Origin of the sequence: Methanococcoides sp. NM1 (genome assembly GCF_900774285.1) — an archaeon.
In the GTDB taxonomy this organism is placed as follows: domain Archaea; phylum Halobacteriota; class Methanosarcinia; order Methanosarcinales; family Methanosarcinaceae; genus Methanococcoides; species Methanococcoides vulcani.
Genome location: NZ_CAAGTW010000004.1, coordinates 226,158 through 241,508, shown reverse-complemented (window position 1 = coordinate 241,508; position 15,351 = coordinate 226,158). Strand labels below are relative to the sequence as shown.

The window sequence follows — 15,351 nt, the reverse complement described above, 5'->3', positions numbered from 1 at the left end:
TGTTGATATTACCGTCAGTATCCACAGTTCTTGTACTGATCTGGTAGATGGTAGCTTCATCAAGACCGGTTGCTACATAGGAACTGTCAGGATCACTGACATTGGCTGTAAACACATTATTAAGATAGATCATGGTATGACTGAAATCTGGATCAGCAGGATTAGTCCAGTTCCATGTTATTGAACTACCACTAACACTTGATTCGTCCAGGCTGGTTACACTGGCCGGTGCAGTAAGGTCCAGGGTGGTTGCAGTATCATTTACCCAGGTAGTGTTGATATTACCGTCAGTATCAACAGTCCTTGTACTCAATTCATAACTGGTATCAGCACTAAGACCGGTAGCATTGTAAGAAGTTGAACTGCTGTTTAACTTGAAAAAACCGTCAAGATAAATCTCGACATGATCAAAGTCAGGATCAGAAGGATTAGTCCAGCTCCAGTTGATCCAGGTTTCACCAGGATCTCCACTAAGACCGGTTACACTGGAAGGTGCAGTGGTATCATTAGTAAATGCTCCAGATATTACAAGCGCAAAAGGTTGTGGTCCTGACGGTATATTTATTCCGTTAACTGATATATTGTACCATCCACCCTCAGTGACTTCCAGATAGATCTGTTCTACATTATTTTTTGTATCCGGTGCCCCATTACCGTAATAAATCGTGGTATTTGGAGATTCAAGTTTTAGATCAAGATTGTTCACAAGCGTATCAGCTGCCGAAAGTGAGGCCGGATAATCTGTCCAGACAAGGGATATCTTAAGAGGGGGTCCACTGCTGATATATTGTTCAGTATGCCAACTCTCATTACTCAGACCTGTTTTGTTATCAAAGTAACGAATACCTACAGGAGAAGATGGAAATAGCGAGTTGTAAAGGTCAACCCTGCCCCAACCCTGGTTGTTTACATGGTTTCCTGTATCCACTGCCCCGTTTACCAGAGTGGCTTTTATGAGTGCTGCAGAAGGAGGAATTGGATCATTTTCAACGTAATACTGCCTTACAAGTGCTGCGGTACCGGCAGTTAGCGGAGTTGACATGCTTGTGCCACCCATATATGCATAGTCATCATCTACTATTCCCCAATAATTCCCTGTCCCTGCTTGGCTTGAACGTATGGAAGCAATCCATGTTCCAGGTGCTATGACATCTGGTTTTATTCTTCCGTCATCTGTAGGTCCACAACTGCTGAAGGACGCGATATCATCTGGGTTATCTGCGGATAGATATGGTGGGCGGAAATTTTCCGAAGCTCCTACAGAAAGACAATTTTTTGCAGTTGCAGGTGGTAAAATTGACTCATTTATGGAATATTGGCGAGAGTTGCCTGCTGCAAATAAGATCAACATCTCGGGCTGATTCCACATAAACTCATCAACTGTTTGAGATCGACTGGTGTAAGAACCATATTTGCTAGAATTATTAACGCCCCAACTATTACTATGAATCCTTGCACCATCGGAATATGCTTGAGTAAATAGAGCGTTCAAATCAACAGAATAAAGGTTTCCAACTGAATCTCCAATTGCCTGAAATACAAGTTGTGCTTCTGGCGCTGCACCACTATATAATCCGCTGGAATTTAATCCGTTTCCCATTGCAGAACCAGCTACATGTGTGCCGTGTCCATGTCCATCCGAAGCATCAGAATCTCCCCAACTGTATATTTCTTTAATACGTCCTTCCAGATCATCATGCATAGATGTATCATTTACTCCGGTATCAAGACCAGTGTCAGCAATGCCTATAATCTGCTCGCTGCCGTTAAGCCCATAATTGTTCCTTGCTGGAATGACATTCATTATGATGGTAGCATTGTTGTTTAGCAAGACAGGTTGAAGGTGATTCTCTATCCAGCTTACTCCATCCAAAGCTGCAATATCAGATATTTTCGTTCTGTCGATTTTAACTCGAATTATATCTCCGGCATCATCAACAATTTCCCCACCAAGTCCGGTGATCTCATTTAAAATGCGCTCATTGTCCTCTGCATCAAAAAGCACAACAATAATATCTACCTGACCGGGATCTTCAGGAATTGAGGAAAGAGCCGGGCTGATCCTGTATGATGGATGATAAGGACCAATCCATTGTACCGAATCCAGATTCTCGACCTCTGCTTTCACTGAAGCATTCATGCGTACAATAAAAGCATTGTTCGGCACATAATCGAAAATAATTGCACCAGTATTCCTTACATCCTGCTTCCATTCTTCAAGTATGAATCCTTTGAACTGAACGATATAATATTCATCGTTTTCTGAAGGAGAAATGCTTTCTGTAGATGCCATACTTGAAGCAAAAGTAACTTCTTCTGTGTTGAATTGTGCAGCTTTAAGTAAAATGTATCTTCCATCATTAGAAACACCGGAGACAGAACTGCTGCTATGGTCAAAACCACTTTCAGTAGTATTTTCCGGCAATGTTGTTCCTGAAGCTAATGTTAGCACGGAAAATAATGTTGCGATCACTAAAAGGATAGTGAAAAGCCAGATAGTTTTACTCTGCAACTCAACCCCCTCTTATTAACAAAGAAGTGCCCACTATACATTCTTGCAATGTTGGAAAGCCGTAGTTATTATTAATTACTTCTATAATGTCAAAGCCATATATAGCCTTTCATAAAAAATAAACTTTTGAATATTATCAATATGCTAAGCACCGTTTCTTTTAAAATATAAATTAACAAATATCTGCAACAAATTTTCAAATAATCATATTAAGAACTCATCACCTCCAAAAAAGTCAAAACGTCCTACCAAAAAACCAAAAAGAATATTACTGCACAACAACACATGATTACCTATGAGTGGGGAGATCAAATGGTATCGTGTGCCTGTTGATGAGGTTCTTACTTTACTGGACACCGATGAAGATGGTATTACTGCCGAAGAGGCACAAATTCGTCTTTCAAAGTATGGGTTCAATGAAGTTGAGGTAAAGAAAAAAGAGAGTTCCCTGCATCGATTTGCAAGGCAGTTCGCAAGCCCCCTCATTTATGTTCTTCTTGCCGCTTCACTTGTCACATTCATTCTTGAGGAATATGCGGATATGGCAGTCATTCTCGGAGTTGTCCTTGCCAATGCTGTCATAGGTTTCATCCAGGAAAGAAAAGCTGAAAATGCACTTGAGTCCCTTGCAAAGATGCTTGTTCCTGAAACAAGCATATTGAGGGACGGACAGAGAATGATAATACATAGCAGGGAACTTGTTGCAGGTGATATTGTACTCCTGGAAGCGGGTAACAGGATACCTGCTGACCTGCGATTGATGTACGTAAAGAACCTGCGCATAGATGAATCCATGCTTACCGGCGAATCCACAGCTGTGGAAAAGAATATCGATCCTATAGAGACCAAAAGCCTTCCACTTGCAGAGCAGAAGAACATCGCCTTTGGAGGCACACTGGTAACTCAGGGAAGCGGTCTTGGAATTGTGGTCGCTACGGGTTCTGAGAGTGAGATCGGAAAAATATCAGAACTGATCAGTAAAACAAAGAAGATCTCCACACCTCTTGTCAGAACTATCGACCAGATGGCAAAAGCACTTGCTGTTGTGATCATCGGTCTGGCAATATTAACTTTTATTATTGGAAAGCTCAGAGGATTCGAAAATCTGGATATCTTCTTCGCCGCTGTGAGCCTGGCAGTTGCAGCCATTCCTGAAGGTCTGCCTGCACTCATTACCATTTCACTGGCATTCGGAATAAAGCGAATGGCATCCCGAAATGCCATAATCCGAACCATGCCAGCGGTGGAAAGCCTTGGTTCGGCCACAGTCATTTGTTCTGACAAGACCGGTACGCTTACCAAGAACGAGATGACGGTCAGGAAGATCTACACTTTAGAAGGAAAGTTCGATGTGACTGGTGTGGGATATACTACAGAAGGTGATTTCGAACTGGAAAGGAAAAAGATCGATCCGCTTGATCATCCAGCATTGATGGACACCCTCAAAGCAGGGGAACTCTGTAACGATGCTTATTTGAGAGAAGATGGTGGCATAGATGGAGATCCCACCGAAGGAGCTCTTCTTGTATCTGCATCTAAAGCCGGAAAATTCTACATGCAAAGAGTTGACACCATCCCCTTCGAATCTGAAGAAAGGTTTATGGCAACATTGCATCAGGATGAAGAAAAAAATAGCTGGATATATGTGAAAGGATCTCCTGAAAAGCTGATCGAACTTTGCAGCCATCAGTTCAGTGGAAAAGAACTGTCATCTATTGATCCGGAAAAATTCCTTACAGCTGCAGAGGACATGGCATCTGATGGCCTTAGGGTCATTGCAACAGCCTACCGGAAACTGGAACAGGGAAAGGATGAGATCGAAGAGGAGGATACAAATGACCTCATATTCCTTGGGCTGCAGGGAATGATCGATCCTCCAAGGGAGGAAGTAAAAAGATCGATCTTCAAGTGCAATAATGCCGGCATCCGGGTGATAATGATAACCGGCGACCATATCCTGACAGGTCACACGATCGCCAGGCAACTGGGCATACGAACTGAGGGTGCTTTATCAGGAAGTGATATCCAGGGAATGTCAGATGAAGAGCTCACAGAAGCACTGAGAACAGTATCGGTCTTTGCAAGAACATCTCCTGAGGATAAATCAAGGATCGTTGGTCTCCTTAAGCAACAGGGCGAGGTCGTAGCAGTGACCGGCGATGGCATCAACGATGCACCGGCACTTGAGAATGCAGACATTGGTGTCGCCATGGGCAGATCAGGCACCGAAGTTGCAAAAGAAGCATCCGATATGGTGCTTGCAGATGATAATTTTGCATCCATTGTAAATGCTGTGGAAGAGGGAAGGAATGTCTATAACAAAATACAGAAGGTTATATTATGGACACTTCCAACTAATGCAGCAGAAGGATTGGCAGTGTTGGCTGCTGTTATTCTTGGACTAAAGAATCCACCATTGCTTCCACTACACATCCTCTGGATCAATACGATCACTGCACTGGGACTGGGAGCTACTATCACACTGGAACCGATGGAAAAGAAACTCCTGAACAGACCGCCAAGGCAACCAAAAGAACCACTTCTCCTGCCAGTAATAAAGCAAAGGATAGTCACAGTGGCATTATTAATGGTAACTGCTACATTTTTGCTATACTTTTTTGAAATGCTGCAGAACGGCAGGGATAGCAACACTGCTCAGACAATAGCACTCAACACAATAGTCTTCTTCGAGATATTCTATCTCTTCAACTGCAAGTCCATCCATGAGAATGTATTCAGAGAGCTGTTTTCGAACAAGTTCATGCTGATGGGTATTGCCTTGGTTCTCTCCCTTCAGGTATTCATTACATACAACCCTACAATGAATGCGATCCTTAAGACAAGCCCCATTGATCCTATGGACTGGATAGTAATAGGAGTTACCGCAAGCTCGGTCTTCTTCCTGATAGAGTTGGAAAAATATGTAAAAAAGAAAAGGAAAATGAATTAATCAATCAACCAATCAATCTTCATCACCACAGCAACTGCAGGAAACATTGCCTTTGAATGGAAGAATATGGGATTTTCCAAGGGTACATTGCATTACATGAAGCAGAATGCCAGGAGCGATAAACCGTTTACTCTCAATACTCATGTGAGGAAGAGGTTGGAAGGTTGGGAACAAAGAGTTTCTGTTAATGGATAACATAAAAAAGTGATATAATATTTTTCAGAAATAGCATCCGAAATTTCATATCTCTCAATTTGGGAGTAAATGTCTTTGTAATCGCCTTCTTTTAGTATCGCATGACTGCGCCGCGATGCACGGGAGATAGTTGTTAAAAGATAAATCCAATAGTTTTATATCCATTCTTTGATTATCGATTTAATGGTGAGATGTTATGAAAAGCAAGGTTTACAGGAAAATAATGATCGCAACCGATGGATCAAAAAACGCCAAAAAGGCAGTTTCCTGCGGAATTGAAATCGCAAGGTTAAGTGAGGCAAAGGTATATGCTGTACATGTTGTGCCCAAATATCTTTCTTTCTCAATGTTCACTGGCCCGAGACCGCCGAGCTGGGACGAAGTGTATGATATACTGAAAGAGGAGGGGAATGATGCACTTGAATATGTGCAGAAGGTAGGAGGAGATGCCGGTGTAAAGGTGGAATCCGTCCTGCTTGAAGGACATCCCGATAACGAGATTATCGATTTTGCAGAGAACAATGATATTGACATGGTGGTAGTAGGCACGCTTGGGCTGGTGAAGGCCACACTTGGTGATACAGGAATAGAAAAATTCCTGCTTGGAAGTGTGGCAGAGAATGTTATCAGACATTCCAAGGTACAGGTGCTTGCTGTGCGGTGAAGATAATAGGTCGTGCTCTCTGTGAAGGAAGAATACGGGAGAAAGAAAGGAATACGCTCTCCCAAAACGGCGATTATGCAAGTAAGTATCAACAAATTAAAAGGAAGCAAACTATATTCTGAGGAATTGGACATCGACTTGAAGAAAAACGATGATAAGGAACTTTTCAAGTGGTTTTTGGCCAGCATCCTTTTTGGAACAAGGATCTCTGAAACAATTGCAAAGAACACATACAAAGCTTTTGAAAATTATGATCTTTTAGAGCCAAAAAAAATACTGGATGCGGGTTGGGGCCTGCTGGTGAACCCTGTTATGAGAGAGGGCGGCTATGTGCGTTATGATTGGAAAACATCCACACAAATTCTTAAGAATTGTGAAATGCTTGTGACAGAGTACAATGGGAGTTTAAAAAATTTACATAAAGAAGCAAAAGACAACAAGGATTTGGAAAAAAAATTAATGGATTTTTATGGTATCGGTCCAGTAACAGCGAATATATTTCTGAGAGAATTAAGACCGTTATGGAGAAAGAGCGATCCAGAACCGTTGCCGATTGTAAAGAAAGTTGCCAAAAAATATGAGGTAGATATAAAAGAATATAACAGGAAAAGTTTGGATTTTGTTAGGATTGAGGCAGGTCTAATAAGATTGAGAAATGTGATAAAGAAGGATTCGATTCTATAATTTTTAGGTATCAATGACGATACCGTACCTCACACTCAGAACATAGATCATGACCTTTCAGATCAATATCCTCCGGACAATTTAAGAAGTGCATTACACACTGACTGTCAGGGCAGTGCCCGCTCCCGAATCTGATATTATCTTAGCGGCAATCGCTTTTGAATGTTAACGGCAATATGCCAATGCGTTATGTGTATGTACTGTATTATGTAATGCAGATGAATATTGAGAAGTAATTCTTAAATATCCCCATTATAAATCATCCATTTAATGGCTTCGTAAAATTCCTTGTACTGGCCGGATTTGGCATTCTCGCCCCCTTTCATCCAGTTGCGGAACGTCTGGTAGGATATACCTGCAGCTGGAGCAGCGTGTTTGTATGGCATCCCTCTTCGATATTCCCGCACAGGATTTTCAGGACTTCGGAATCGAGTTTACCTGTCCGACTAACTTTCGCCATGAACAACGGTCATGGGAAGCGATATAAAAAGGAAAGTTCAAGAACTGTCACATGACGTCCCTGTTATACAAAATGGATGTAATTTAGCAGCTCACACACAACGGACAGCCAAAGTGCTTGTAAATCTTTTCTTCGTATTCGCGAGTAGCTGTATCAGGCCATTTATCTTCTGAAAAACCCGGTGCACTATCCAGCGTGGAGCTAGCAACATCCAGAATAAAACTGTGTTTTTCCCCTAATTTGAAAACTCCCCAGGGAATGCCAACATATCCATCTCTATTTTTGAGCGACACAATGACGTATGGAATACAATTTTGCTCCAAGTCTATCATAAAGTCTACGAAATTCCCAATTTCTTTTCCCTCTGCATCCTTTATAGGATCTCTGGCTATGGTCTCTACAGATAACATCTTAGGTTTTGCCATATTCGAATTACCCCCGTTAATAATTCAGTAGGCATTTATCATGCCCGTAATAATTATTCAGGATGAAACTATTTAGTTATTATCATAAATGCAAAGGATAAGGAGTGGGTGCCTATGGTCACTAAAGAAGACGTGATGGAAGTTCTTAAGAAATGCTATGATCCCGAAATCCCAATCAATATCGTGGACCTTGGGTTAGTGTACGGTGTAGATGTTGAAGGCGACCAAGCTAATATCAAAATGACCCTGACAACGCCAGATTGCCCGATGTCTGCAGTGATTCTGGATAATGTCAAGCAGAAGGTTGAATCGATTGACGGTATAAAGAAGGCAGAAGTCGAGTTGGTCTGGGATCCTCCATGGACACCTGATCGGATATCAAAAAATGCAAAAAACGACTGAGAATGAAATAATGAACAAATATGACTTAGTTGCTCCATGAGGTGATTTACGACTTGTATCATTTTCCTGGAGTAGCTGCAGAGTAGGATTGTCCTTTTTGTTGTTCAATATGAGGATCTGTAGAAATCCTCACTACATGTGACATGAAGCCTTAACATACCTCTCAAGGTTGTGTATCACCAGCTTGACCTTAATTCCCTTTACCTGATTCCTGTACACTCTGATGTTTAGATTTGATTCAGGATTTATCGCTTTACAGCCCTGACAACCACAAAAGAGCCCTTTCCATGACCTGGGAGCACAGGCTCGATATCCTTTATGTCCTTCATATCCCTGAAGATGGTTTGGGTGGAAAAAAAGTCATCAAACCCTGAAATTTTGAGCAGGGACACGACCTCATTCACAGAATAGAAATTGGCAAGGCTATAGAACACATTTTTCTTTCTTTTTTCCGTATATGGCCTGCCTACGGTGCTGTTCTTATCTATAAACCCTATGATAAAGGAACCACTCGGCATTAGGATCCGGTTCACTTCCCTGAATGCAGATTCAATATCATCAAGGAAACAGATGGTTGTGACCATCAGTGCAAGGTCGAAACTGGAATCTGCAAAAGGGAGTTTTTCAGCCACACCATTGACCACTTCAATACCCCTTTTGTGGGCGATATCCAACATCCTGGACGAGGGGTCAACACCTAAAAGAATACCTAGTGGAGCTGCAAACCTGCCGCTTCCAACACCGATCTCGAGTCCTCTTGCATGTGATGGTATATTGGCCTTCAGTGCCTTAAGCTCCGATTCATAGGCCGGCCTGTTCTCCTCGAACCAGTTTTCGTATCCTAGATGTGTACCTTTCAAAGGGTTCAATCCTTGGCATGGGAGACATCTAACCTTGTAATTAAGTAAGAAATCAGCTGGGCAAACTTTTTAGCTGAGTCTTTAATAAATTAATAATTGAAAGCCCAATTCATCAAACTTTCCCTCACATGAGCATTGAGAGTAAACGGCTTATACAGATATAGGTCAATGTTGAAATAATTTCATTGTGATTGACTCATCTCGAGTATAATTCACAATAATCTCGTTGACTACATTAAGGAGTAAAATTGCACACAAGCACATATATATAATCAAAAACAAATCTTCTGAATAGTGGGAAATTAGTAGTACAGTGGGATTTACATTTCATTGCTAAAAAAATAGGAATAGTGGTAACTATGGTTATGGATACTACAAATGATCAGGGGACAAACGAATCTATCAAAGAGATTGAGAAATATATCTCGGTCAAGGAAGTAATGACAGAAAAAGTGATTACCACAGATATCGAGGAAAGTGCTCTAAAAGTCGGAAAGGAGATGATAAAGCACAATGTGGGCAGCATAATCGTAACAAAGAACGATGAGGCAGTGGGAATCATAACTGAGAGAGAGATGATAAAAAAGATAATAGCAAAGAACAAGAAACCTGAAAATGTCTCTGCTTCCATGCTCATGTCTTCCCCCTTGATAATGATTAAACCATCCACGAATGTCATAGATGCTTCTAAAACAATGTCTAAGGCCAATATCCGCAGGCTTGCTGTAATGCAGAATGGGAAGATTGCGGGCATCATCACAGACAGGGATCTACTTACGATAGCACCCGGATTGAATACAATACTGGCAGATCTCATAGAAATGAACCGCGAACAAAATGTTATAGCGGAAGAAGAATATGAGGGAGGAATATGTCAGAGATGTGGTTACTATGTCGCTGATCTTGCAATGGTAAATGGGAGAATATTGTGCGAGAGCTGCAGAGATGAAGAAGAGTACTACGATTAAATTTATTTTTTCACATAATGATTTAGTTCAATATTTGGAGGGGGAGGTAAATAGATGACAGTAGGTCAAATAATGTCAAAAGATGGGGTATTCGTAAAGGAAGATGATTTCGTGACCCACGCACGGCAGATGCTGCGTGACTATTTTCTGCGCAGTCTTCCTGTAATCGATGGTTCTGAAAGGCTAGTGGGTATTCTTACGGATCAGGACGTGCTTAATATAACGGCCAACAAATCCCATGTGACGGTGGCAGGGTATGCAAGAGAATGCCCTTTGATCACTCCTGACATGGATGCCATAAAGGCCGCGAGACTGCTTGTAGAGGTCGGGATGCACAGGGTCCCAGTGGTCGCCTCAACCAGTGACAGAAAGCTTGTGGGTATGCTGAGCGATGTAGATCTGCTTAAAAAGTTCAAGATTACCAGGATATCCCCGAAGATGGTCAAGGAGATCATGGAAACAAAGGTCAAGACCTGCAATCCGAATGACAGCATCTCAAAGGTCTGGCAAAACATGCTGGACCAGGACTTTACAGGCATCCCCGTGGTGTCCGAGAAGAACAAGCCCATGGGAATGATCACAAGAATGGACATCATCAAAGCCGGGTTCGCCAGGATCGGCTCCAGTGATGCACACGGGACAAAGCCCAATGACTCCACAAAGGTGGAAAAGCTCATGTCAACCCCTATATATGCAACATTGCCCGAAACCTCGATATCAAAGGCAATAGAGATGGTACTACATTACGATATAGGCAGGCTGATAATTATAAATGATTCAAAGATGATGGGAATAGTCGGAAGGCATGACCTTCTCAAGGCATGTCTTGTTGGTAAGACCTCTGAATGATCTCTCTCAAAACGTATGTCAAGATAATGTTAACGATTTTTCGTAGAGAAATCATACTGAAAAGTGGGAATTAAGGGGTAGAATAATATCAATATTTTGGGAGTTTGGTGGTTCAATTGAACATACAATACAAAGCAACAAAGCTTGCAGATGAAAAAGTAAAGGCTCAGGAGAAGCTAAATGCACAGGATAAGACCATTCAGAGAAAGGATCCTAAGATGATGGACATGACAGGGACAATGGACTTTGGACCTGTAAATTCCCAGGCAAGGGCTTCGGAGCATGAAGGGGAAATAATGGCAATTGCAACAAAGGAAGTCGTGACACTTCCCCCCACCACCACAATAATGGGTGCGATCAAGACAATGACAAACAAGGGGTTCAGGCGTGTACCCATAACGGATGCAGGGACAAATCGGCTGGAGGGAATTGTCACATCTGTGGATGTCATCGACTTTCTGGGAGGAGGGGACAGGAACCTTCTGGTGGAGAATAAATACAAAGGTAATCTCCTGGTAGCCATCAATGAAAGCGTACATGAGATCATGCAGAATGACGTTGCCTTCATTAAGAACAATGCAAAGATATCTGAAGCACTGGAGATGATGCTTGAGAGAAAGGTCGGAGGCATACCCATCGTGGACGGTGAAAAAAAGGTGGTCGCCATCTGTACAGAGAAGGATTTCGTCTCACTTGTTTCAGATGTTCCTGCCAACAAGACCATCGGGCAGTATATGACCAAGAAGGTGAAGACAGTTTCCCCGGACACGAAGATAGGTGAAGCTGCAAAGATAATGATCAAGGAAGGGCTGAGAAGACTGCCCCTTGTCAGGGATGAGATACTTGTGGGGCTTGTCACAGCCTCTGATATTATGCACTATCTTGGAAACGGGGAGGCATTCGACAAGATTGTTACCGGTGACATACATGAGGCGTTTGATGAACCCATCGGCTCATTGATCTCAAAGGATGTTGTGTGGGCCACATCAGATATGGACCTTGGCAAGGCAGCATCCCTCATGATGGAGAACGATGTAGGTTCGCTGCCGGTAATCGATGAGGGTACCCTTTGCGGGATAATCACGGAGAGGGATTTCCTCAAGGCAATGTCGAAGAAAATCACCAAGGCAAATGCAAGGAGGGAAAATATAAAGGTGGCAGACATCATGAGCTCACCGGTCTATATAATATCTCCGGAAGAGCCCATATCACATGCAAGGGGATTGATGCTCAGGCATAAGATAAGCACCATTGTTGTCATAGACAACGAAAAGATGGTCGGAATCGTCAACAAAGCTGATATCGGGAAGAAACTGGCTCAGGCAGAGCCTGTATGGAGAAGAAGACCCATCGATAAGATCCCTGTAAGCATGGTCATGAGGGAGTCACCCATAACCATCTACCCAGAGGCAACGATATCACAAACCATCAGCCTGATGCTTGAGAACGAGATCACCTACCTTCCTGTTGTAAGCAAAAATGTTGTGGGAATAGTCACAATGACTGACATTGTCAGAAACATTTCTGAGGATGGTCTTGAAACCAAGGTTTCTGAATTCATGACCGAGGACGTGGTCGTTGTACACAGGCATCACACGATCAACCATGTCATAGACGAGATGAATGAGAACGAGATCAACCGTGTTGTTGTGATCAATGATATGAGCGAGACCGTTGGAATGATATCCGCAAGTAACCTGGCAATGAGCATGATGCAAGATAACGAAGGAAAGCTTCCTGTAAAGAACATAAAGATGGCACGTCGACCCATGCCTGCGGGAGAGAAGGTCTACAGATATGTAAAGGAGGTACCCCTTGTTGCTGAGGATATAATGTCAAGCCCCCTGATCACTGTAAAGGCGGATGAGACGGTGGTGAACGCTGCAAAGATAATGATCGAGGAAGACCTCACGGCCCTGCCAGTTGAAGAAGATGATGATATAGTGGGCATAATCAGCAGAATCGATGTGATAAGAGCAGCAAGGTGAGGATAGAAAAAGAAGTTATCAAAAATCAATACCAACAGAACAGGAATCAAGTGATATTATAGAGAGGCAGTAACATTGTAGTCTAGTTCACCATGATGTTTCCTATGACTTAATTCTTTGAAAAATTAACTTTAACCTTCCTACATAGACTGTCTTGCTTAGGCGAATCGGGCAGGCTGCCGAAATGTCAGCAATAAGAAACGGTGGCCTCCTAGCTATTTTTTTTTAAAAAATGCTTAACTTAGTCTATATCGTCATTAATCAAGTCCTTTCCTCATTTGTTGTACTATTCTTGATGTCTTTAGAGCATGTACATGTTGTAGTGGGGATGCAAACATTAAAAGGGTAAATGATGTAAGGTGGAAGTATTAAAATGAGGGAAATAGACACGATTATTACAATAATTCAAAGTTTTATATTAAGATTGATTAAGAAGATTCTTGATATACCTTCCAACAACATAAACAGGCTTCAATAACTCCAATATCACCATCAAACTTATGCTCAGGATGTTCAACGTACTGCATTATTGTTCTACTCAATGGCTTGAAGTAATGAGAAACCAGCTACAATAACTATTTATTTTAAAATTAGCCTAACTAATATTGAGGGGAACGGATGGGAATTCAACAGAGCATGGGAATCTGTATTGGAATATTTTTAATATCTACATATTAAAACCTTCTGAAAGGTATTTTATGAATGATGTAATAAAATCAAAACGTCCGAGGGACATATTTAATGAATTGAAATGGAAAGAAGGCATGGATATAAACGAATGCAGCATATAGTATATCCACAGGGGTGTGCCTGGAGATACAAAAACGGTTTCAGGAGAGAATATAGTAAACATTGGACACTTATTCTTTACGCTTTTTCCAGATACTATGATACCATAGCATAGGATACTTCAAATCAAATACAAAGGGAAAACGATATACGTAAAGACTGCACCAGAACATATTTAATCTGTAAACTTTTCTAGAACTAATCCATTCACAAATACAATAGTTCGCTAATTTCAGTTTAAACTCATATAAACGACATTATATGATACATTTATATGTGGTAAAATTCCCTCCTCATGCATTTCCAATCGCGAATCAGCGCAGAGATCTTAATCATAAATTAAGTCGATCAAAACATGCAAACCAAACTAAGAACACTTATATTTATTTTGAGTGGCAAAGTTAGGTATATAAATAAAAAATACGAATAATTGTTTACTTGTAAGGGAGTGATTTTATGGTAGAATCTGACATAGTTGAGTTAGTTAAGTTACACAAAGAATTAGAAGAGTTTCAGAAAAAAATTGCAGCTAGAGTATCACTCGATGAATTATTAGATGAATCGTTTATGAGAACATACACCTTCTTTGGATTTAGTACTATTCAACAATTTATAGATGCCTGTGAAGGACTTATCGGCATTGCTTATTCAGATATCGATAAAAACGATGAAAAATTCAACGCGTACATCAGGGACAATACCTCATTTGATAACTGGTCTGAAATGATTGGTAAGGCAACTATGATATGGGCAGAGAAACAATTATAAAAACAGTCAAACAACGGCAGTTAATGCAACTGAGCGTTTTCCAGCAATTTTTAATGAGTTCACAAATAGCAGTGCATCACTAACTTCTGTACTTGAATTTGAAATTTTACCTTTTTTATTCGAATTATTGTTTAGTACAGCACAATATAGCCATAATTGGGGGTATAAGTTAACCGAAGGGTTTAATTATCCTTTGAGGATCTCCTTCCAGTCTCCAATAACATCATGTGTCCAGCAGTCATCAGCGCCTGCTGCCTCTCTCATTGTAAGGGCAAATATGTAAGATAGCTCCTTGACGGTAGCCCCGGCCTCAAGAGCACCTTTGAAATGCTTGAGTACACATGGTTTTGATCTTGCCTTGATGGAAAGAGCAAAGCAGATGAACTGATATTCTTTTCATCAATGGTTCTATTATCGGTATACAACTTGTCGATCTCATCCAGCTTTTCCGTAAATTCCGGGAAGAATTCTTCTAACATCTCATTTTGATCCAAACCTTAGTTTCAGTTACGATAACATACTGGTATTGTACCAATACACAAAATAAGAATGAAAGTTATAGAAATTTAAAAGCAGCGATTCAAATGTTTTTGAAATACGGTGGTAAAAAAAGAGTGAAAAAGAAATAAAGAATCTTACTTCTTTTTCTCTTTTGCAAGCTTCTTCTTAGCAGATGCATCGCCAGCAGCTGCTTTCTTTTCAAGCTCAGCGAGTTTTTCTTTCTTCTTTCCGCTCTTCCTTGCCAGATCCTTCTTAGACATTGCCATAGGGTTTAGCCATTGAAATCCAAACTATTTAAAATGATGGCATTCGACTTTTATAATAGTCCATTCACTC

At 41.2% G+C, this 15,351-nt stretch carries 13 protein-coding genes and 1 pseudogene; 9 read left to right on the top strand and 5 right to left on the bottom strand.

Features of this window, described 5'->3' with window-relative positions:
* Positions 1-2,512, bottom strand: a 2,512-nt coding sequence (locus E7X56_RS05865; RefSeq protein ID WP_167879456.1) for a S8 family serine peptidase, incomplete at its 3' end; no start/stop codon positions are given.
* 295 nt (positions 2,513-2,807) lie between these two features.
* Between E7X56_RS05865 and E7X56_RS05860 the strand changes: the two genes are divergently transcribed.
* From E7X56_RS05860 to E7X56_RS05845, 4 genes and pseudogenes are all read left to right on the top strand, one after another.
* A complete protein-coding gene (locus tag E7X56_RS05860) occupies positions 2,808-5,462 on the top strand; it encodes an HAD-IC family P-type ATPase (RefSeq protein ID WP_135605750.1) in 2,655 nt (884 codons plus the stop codon).
* A gap of 54 nt (positions 5,463-5,516) precedes the next feature.
* Positions 5,517-5,657: pseudogene (locus tag E7X56_RS12335) on the top strand (CRISPR-associated endonuclease Cas1); the annotation flags it as partial.
* Between the two features lie 196 nt (positions 5,658-5,853).
* The gene (locus E7X56_RS05850) at positions 5,854-6,321 is read left to right on the top strand and encodes a universal stress protein (RefSeq protein WP_135605748.1); all 468 of its coding nucleotides are present in this window, start codon (positions 5,854-5,856) and stop codon (positions 6,319-6,321) included.
* A 21-nt stretch (positions 6,322-6,342) separates the two neighbouring features.
* A complete protein-coding gene (locus E7X56_RS05845) occupies positions 6,343-7,005 on the top strand; it encodes a hypothetical protein (protein WP_135605746.1) in 663 nt (220 codons plus the stop codon).
* A gap of 239 nt (positions 7,006-7,244) precedes the next feature.
* Here the strand turns inward: E7X56_RS05845 and E7X56_RS11755 are convergent, their stop codons facing one another.
* Complete coding sequence (locus tag E7X56_RS11755; protein WP_167879306.1) at positions 7,245-7,391, bottom strand: hypothetical protein; 147 nt, start codon at positions 7,389-7,391, stop codon at positions 7,245-7,247.
* 157 nt (positions 7,392-7,548) lie between these two features.
* Positions 7,549-7,890: a PRC-barrel domain-containing protein gene (locus E7X56_RS05840; RefSeq protein ID WP_135605744.1), complete on the bottom strand. Its 342-nt coding sequence runs from the start codon at positions 7,888-7,890 to the stop codon at positions 7,549-7,551.
* Positions 7,891-8,004: 114 nt separating this feature from the next.
* On the opposite strand from E7X56_RS05840, the gene E7X56_RS05835 reads away from it, so the two are divergent.
* Positions 8,005-8,292, top strand: a complete 288-nt coding sequence (locus E7X56_RS05835; RefSeq protein WP_135605742.1) for a metal-sulfur cluster assembly factor — start codon at positions 8,005-8,007, stop codon at positions 8,290-8,292.
* A gap of 245 nt (positions 8,293-8,537) precedes the next feature.
* Here the strand turns inward: E7X56_RS05835 and E7X56_RS05830 are convergent, their stop codons facing one another.
* Positions 8,538-9,152 (bottom strand): class I SAM-dependent methyltransferase, encoded by a 615-nt coding sequence (locus E7X56_RS05830; RefSeq protein ID WP_244603421.1) that lies wholly within the window; start codon positions 9,150-9,152, stop codon positions 8,538-8,540.
* A gap of 359 nt (positions 9,153-9,511) precedes the next feature.
* Here E7X56_RS05830 and E7X56_RS05825 point away from each other — a divergent pair, with 359 nt between their 5' ends.
* From E7X56_RS05825 to E7X56_RS05800, 4 genes are all read left to right on the top strand, one after another.
* Positions 9,512-10,120, top strand: a complete 609-nt coding sequence (locus tag E7X56_RS05825; protein WP_135605740.1) for a cyclic nucleotide-binding/CBS domain-containing protein — start codon at positions 9,512-9,514, stop codon at positions 10,118-10,120.
* A 54-nt stretch (positions 10,121-10,174) separates the two neighbouring features.
* Positions 10,175-10,969, top strand: a complete 795-nt coding sequence (locus E7X56_RS05820; RefSeq protein ID WP_135605738.1) for an HPP family protein — start codon at positions 10,175-10,177, stop codon at positions 10,967-10,969.
* Positions 10,970-11,085: 116 nt separating this feature from the next.
* Positions 11,086-12,957, top strand: coding sequence for a CBS domain-containing protein (locus E7X56_RS12330; protein ID WP_371413352.1), 1,872 nt, complete (start codon positions 11,086-11,088; stop codon positions 12,955-12,957).
* Between the two features lie 1,245 nt (positions 12,958-14,202).
* Complete coding sequence (locus E7X56_RS05800) at positions 14,203-14,514, top strand: hypothetical protein (RefSeq protein ID WP_135605736.1); 312 nt, start codon at positions 14,203-14,205, stop codon at positions 14,512-14,514.
* 635 nt (positions 14,515-15,149) lie between these two features.
* Here E7X56_RS05800 and E7X56_RS12185 read toward each other — a convergent pair.
* Entirely contained in the window at positions 15,150-15,281 is a 132-nt protein-coding gene (locus tag E7X56_RS12185; RefSeq protein ID WP_256360048.1) for a hypothetical protein, read from the bottom strand.
* Positions 15,282-15,351 lie beyond the last annotated feature (70 nt).

What these genes read in the sequence shown, in the direction of transcription:
- E7X56_RS05835 (WP_135605742.1), top strand. Translation starts at nt 8,005, where the DNA reads ATGGTCACTAAAGAAGACGTGATGGAAGTTCTTAAGAAATGCTATGAT.
- E7X56_RS05850 (WP_135605748.1), top strand. Translation starts at nt 5,854, where the DNA reads ATGAAAAGCAAGGTTTACAGGAAAATAATGATCGCAACCGATGGATCA.
- E7X56_RS11755 (WP_167879306.1), bottom strand. Translation starts at nt 7,391, where the DNA reads ATGCCATACAAACACGCTGCTCCAGCTGCAGGTATATCCTACCAGACG.
- E7X56_RS05820 (WP_135605738.1), top strand. Translation starts at nt 10,175, where the DNA reads ATGACAGTAGGTCAAATAATGTCAAAAGATGGGGTATTCGTAAAGGAA.
- E7X56_RS05840 (WP_135605744.1), bottom strand. Translation starts at nt 7,890, where the DNA reads ATGGCAAAACCTAAGATGTTATCTGTAGAGACCATAGCCAGAGATCCT.
- E7X56_RS12185 (WP_256360048.1), bottom strand. Translation starts at nt 15,281, where the DNA reads ATGGCAATGTCTAAGAAGGATCTGGCAAGGAAGAGCGGAAAGAAGAAA.
- E7X56_RS05825 (WP_135605740.1), top strand. Translation starts at nt 9,512, where the DNA reads ATGGTTATGGATACTACAAATGATCAGGGGACAAACGAATCTATCAAA.
- E7X56_RS05800 (WP_135605736.1), top strand. Translation starts at nt 14,203, where the DNA reads ATGGTAGAATCTGACATAGTTGAGTTAGTTAAGTTACACAAAGAATTA.
- E7X56_RS05860 (WP_135605750.1), top strand. Translation starts at nt 2,808, where the DNA reads ATGAGTGGGGAGATCAAATGGTATCGTGTGCCTGTTGATGAGGTTCTT.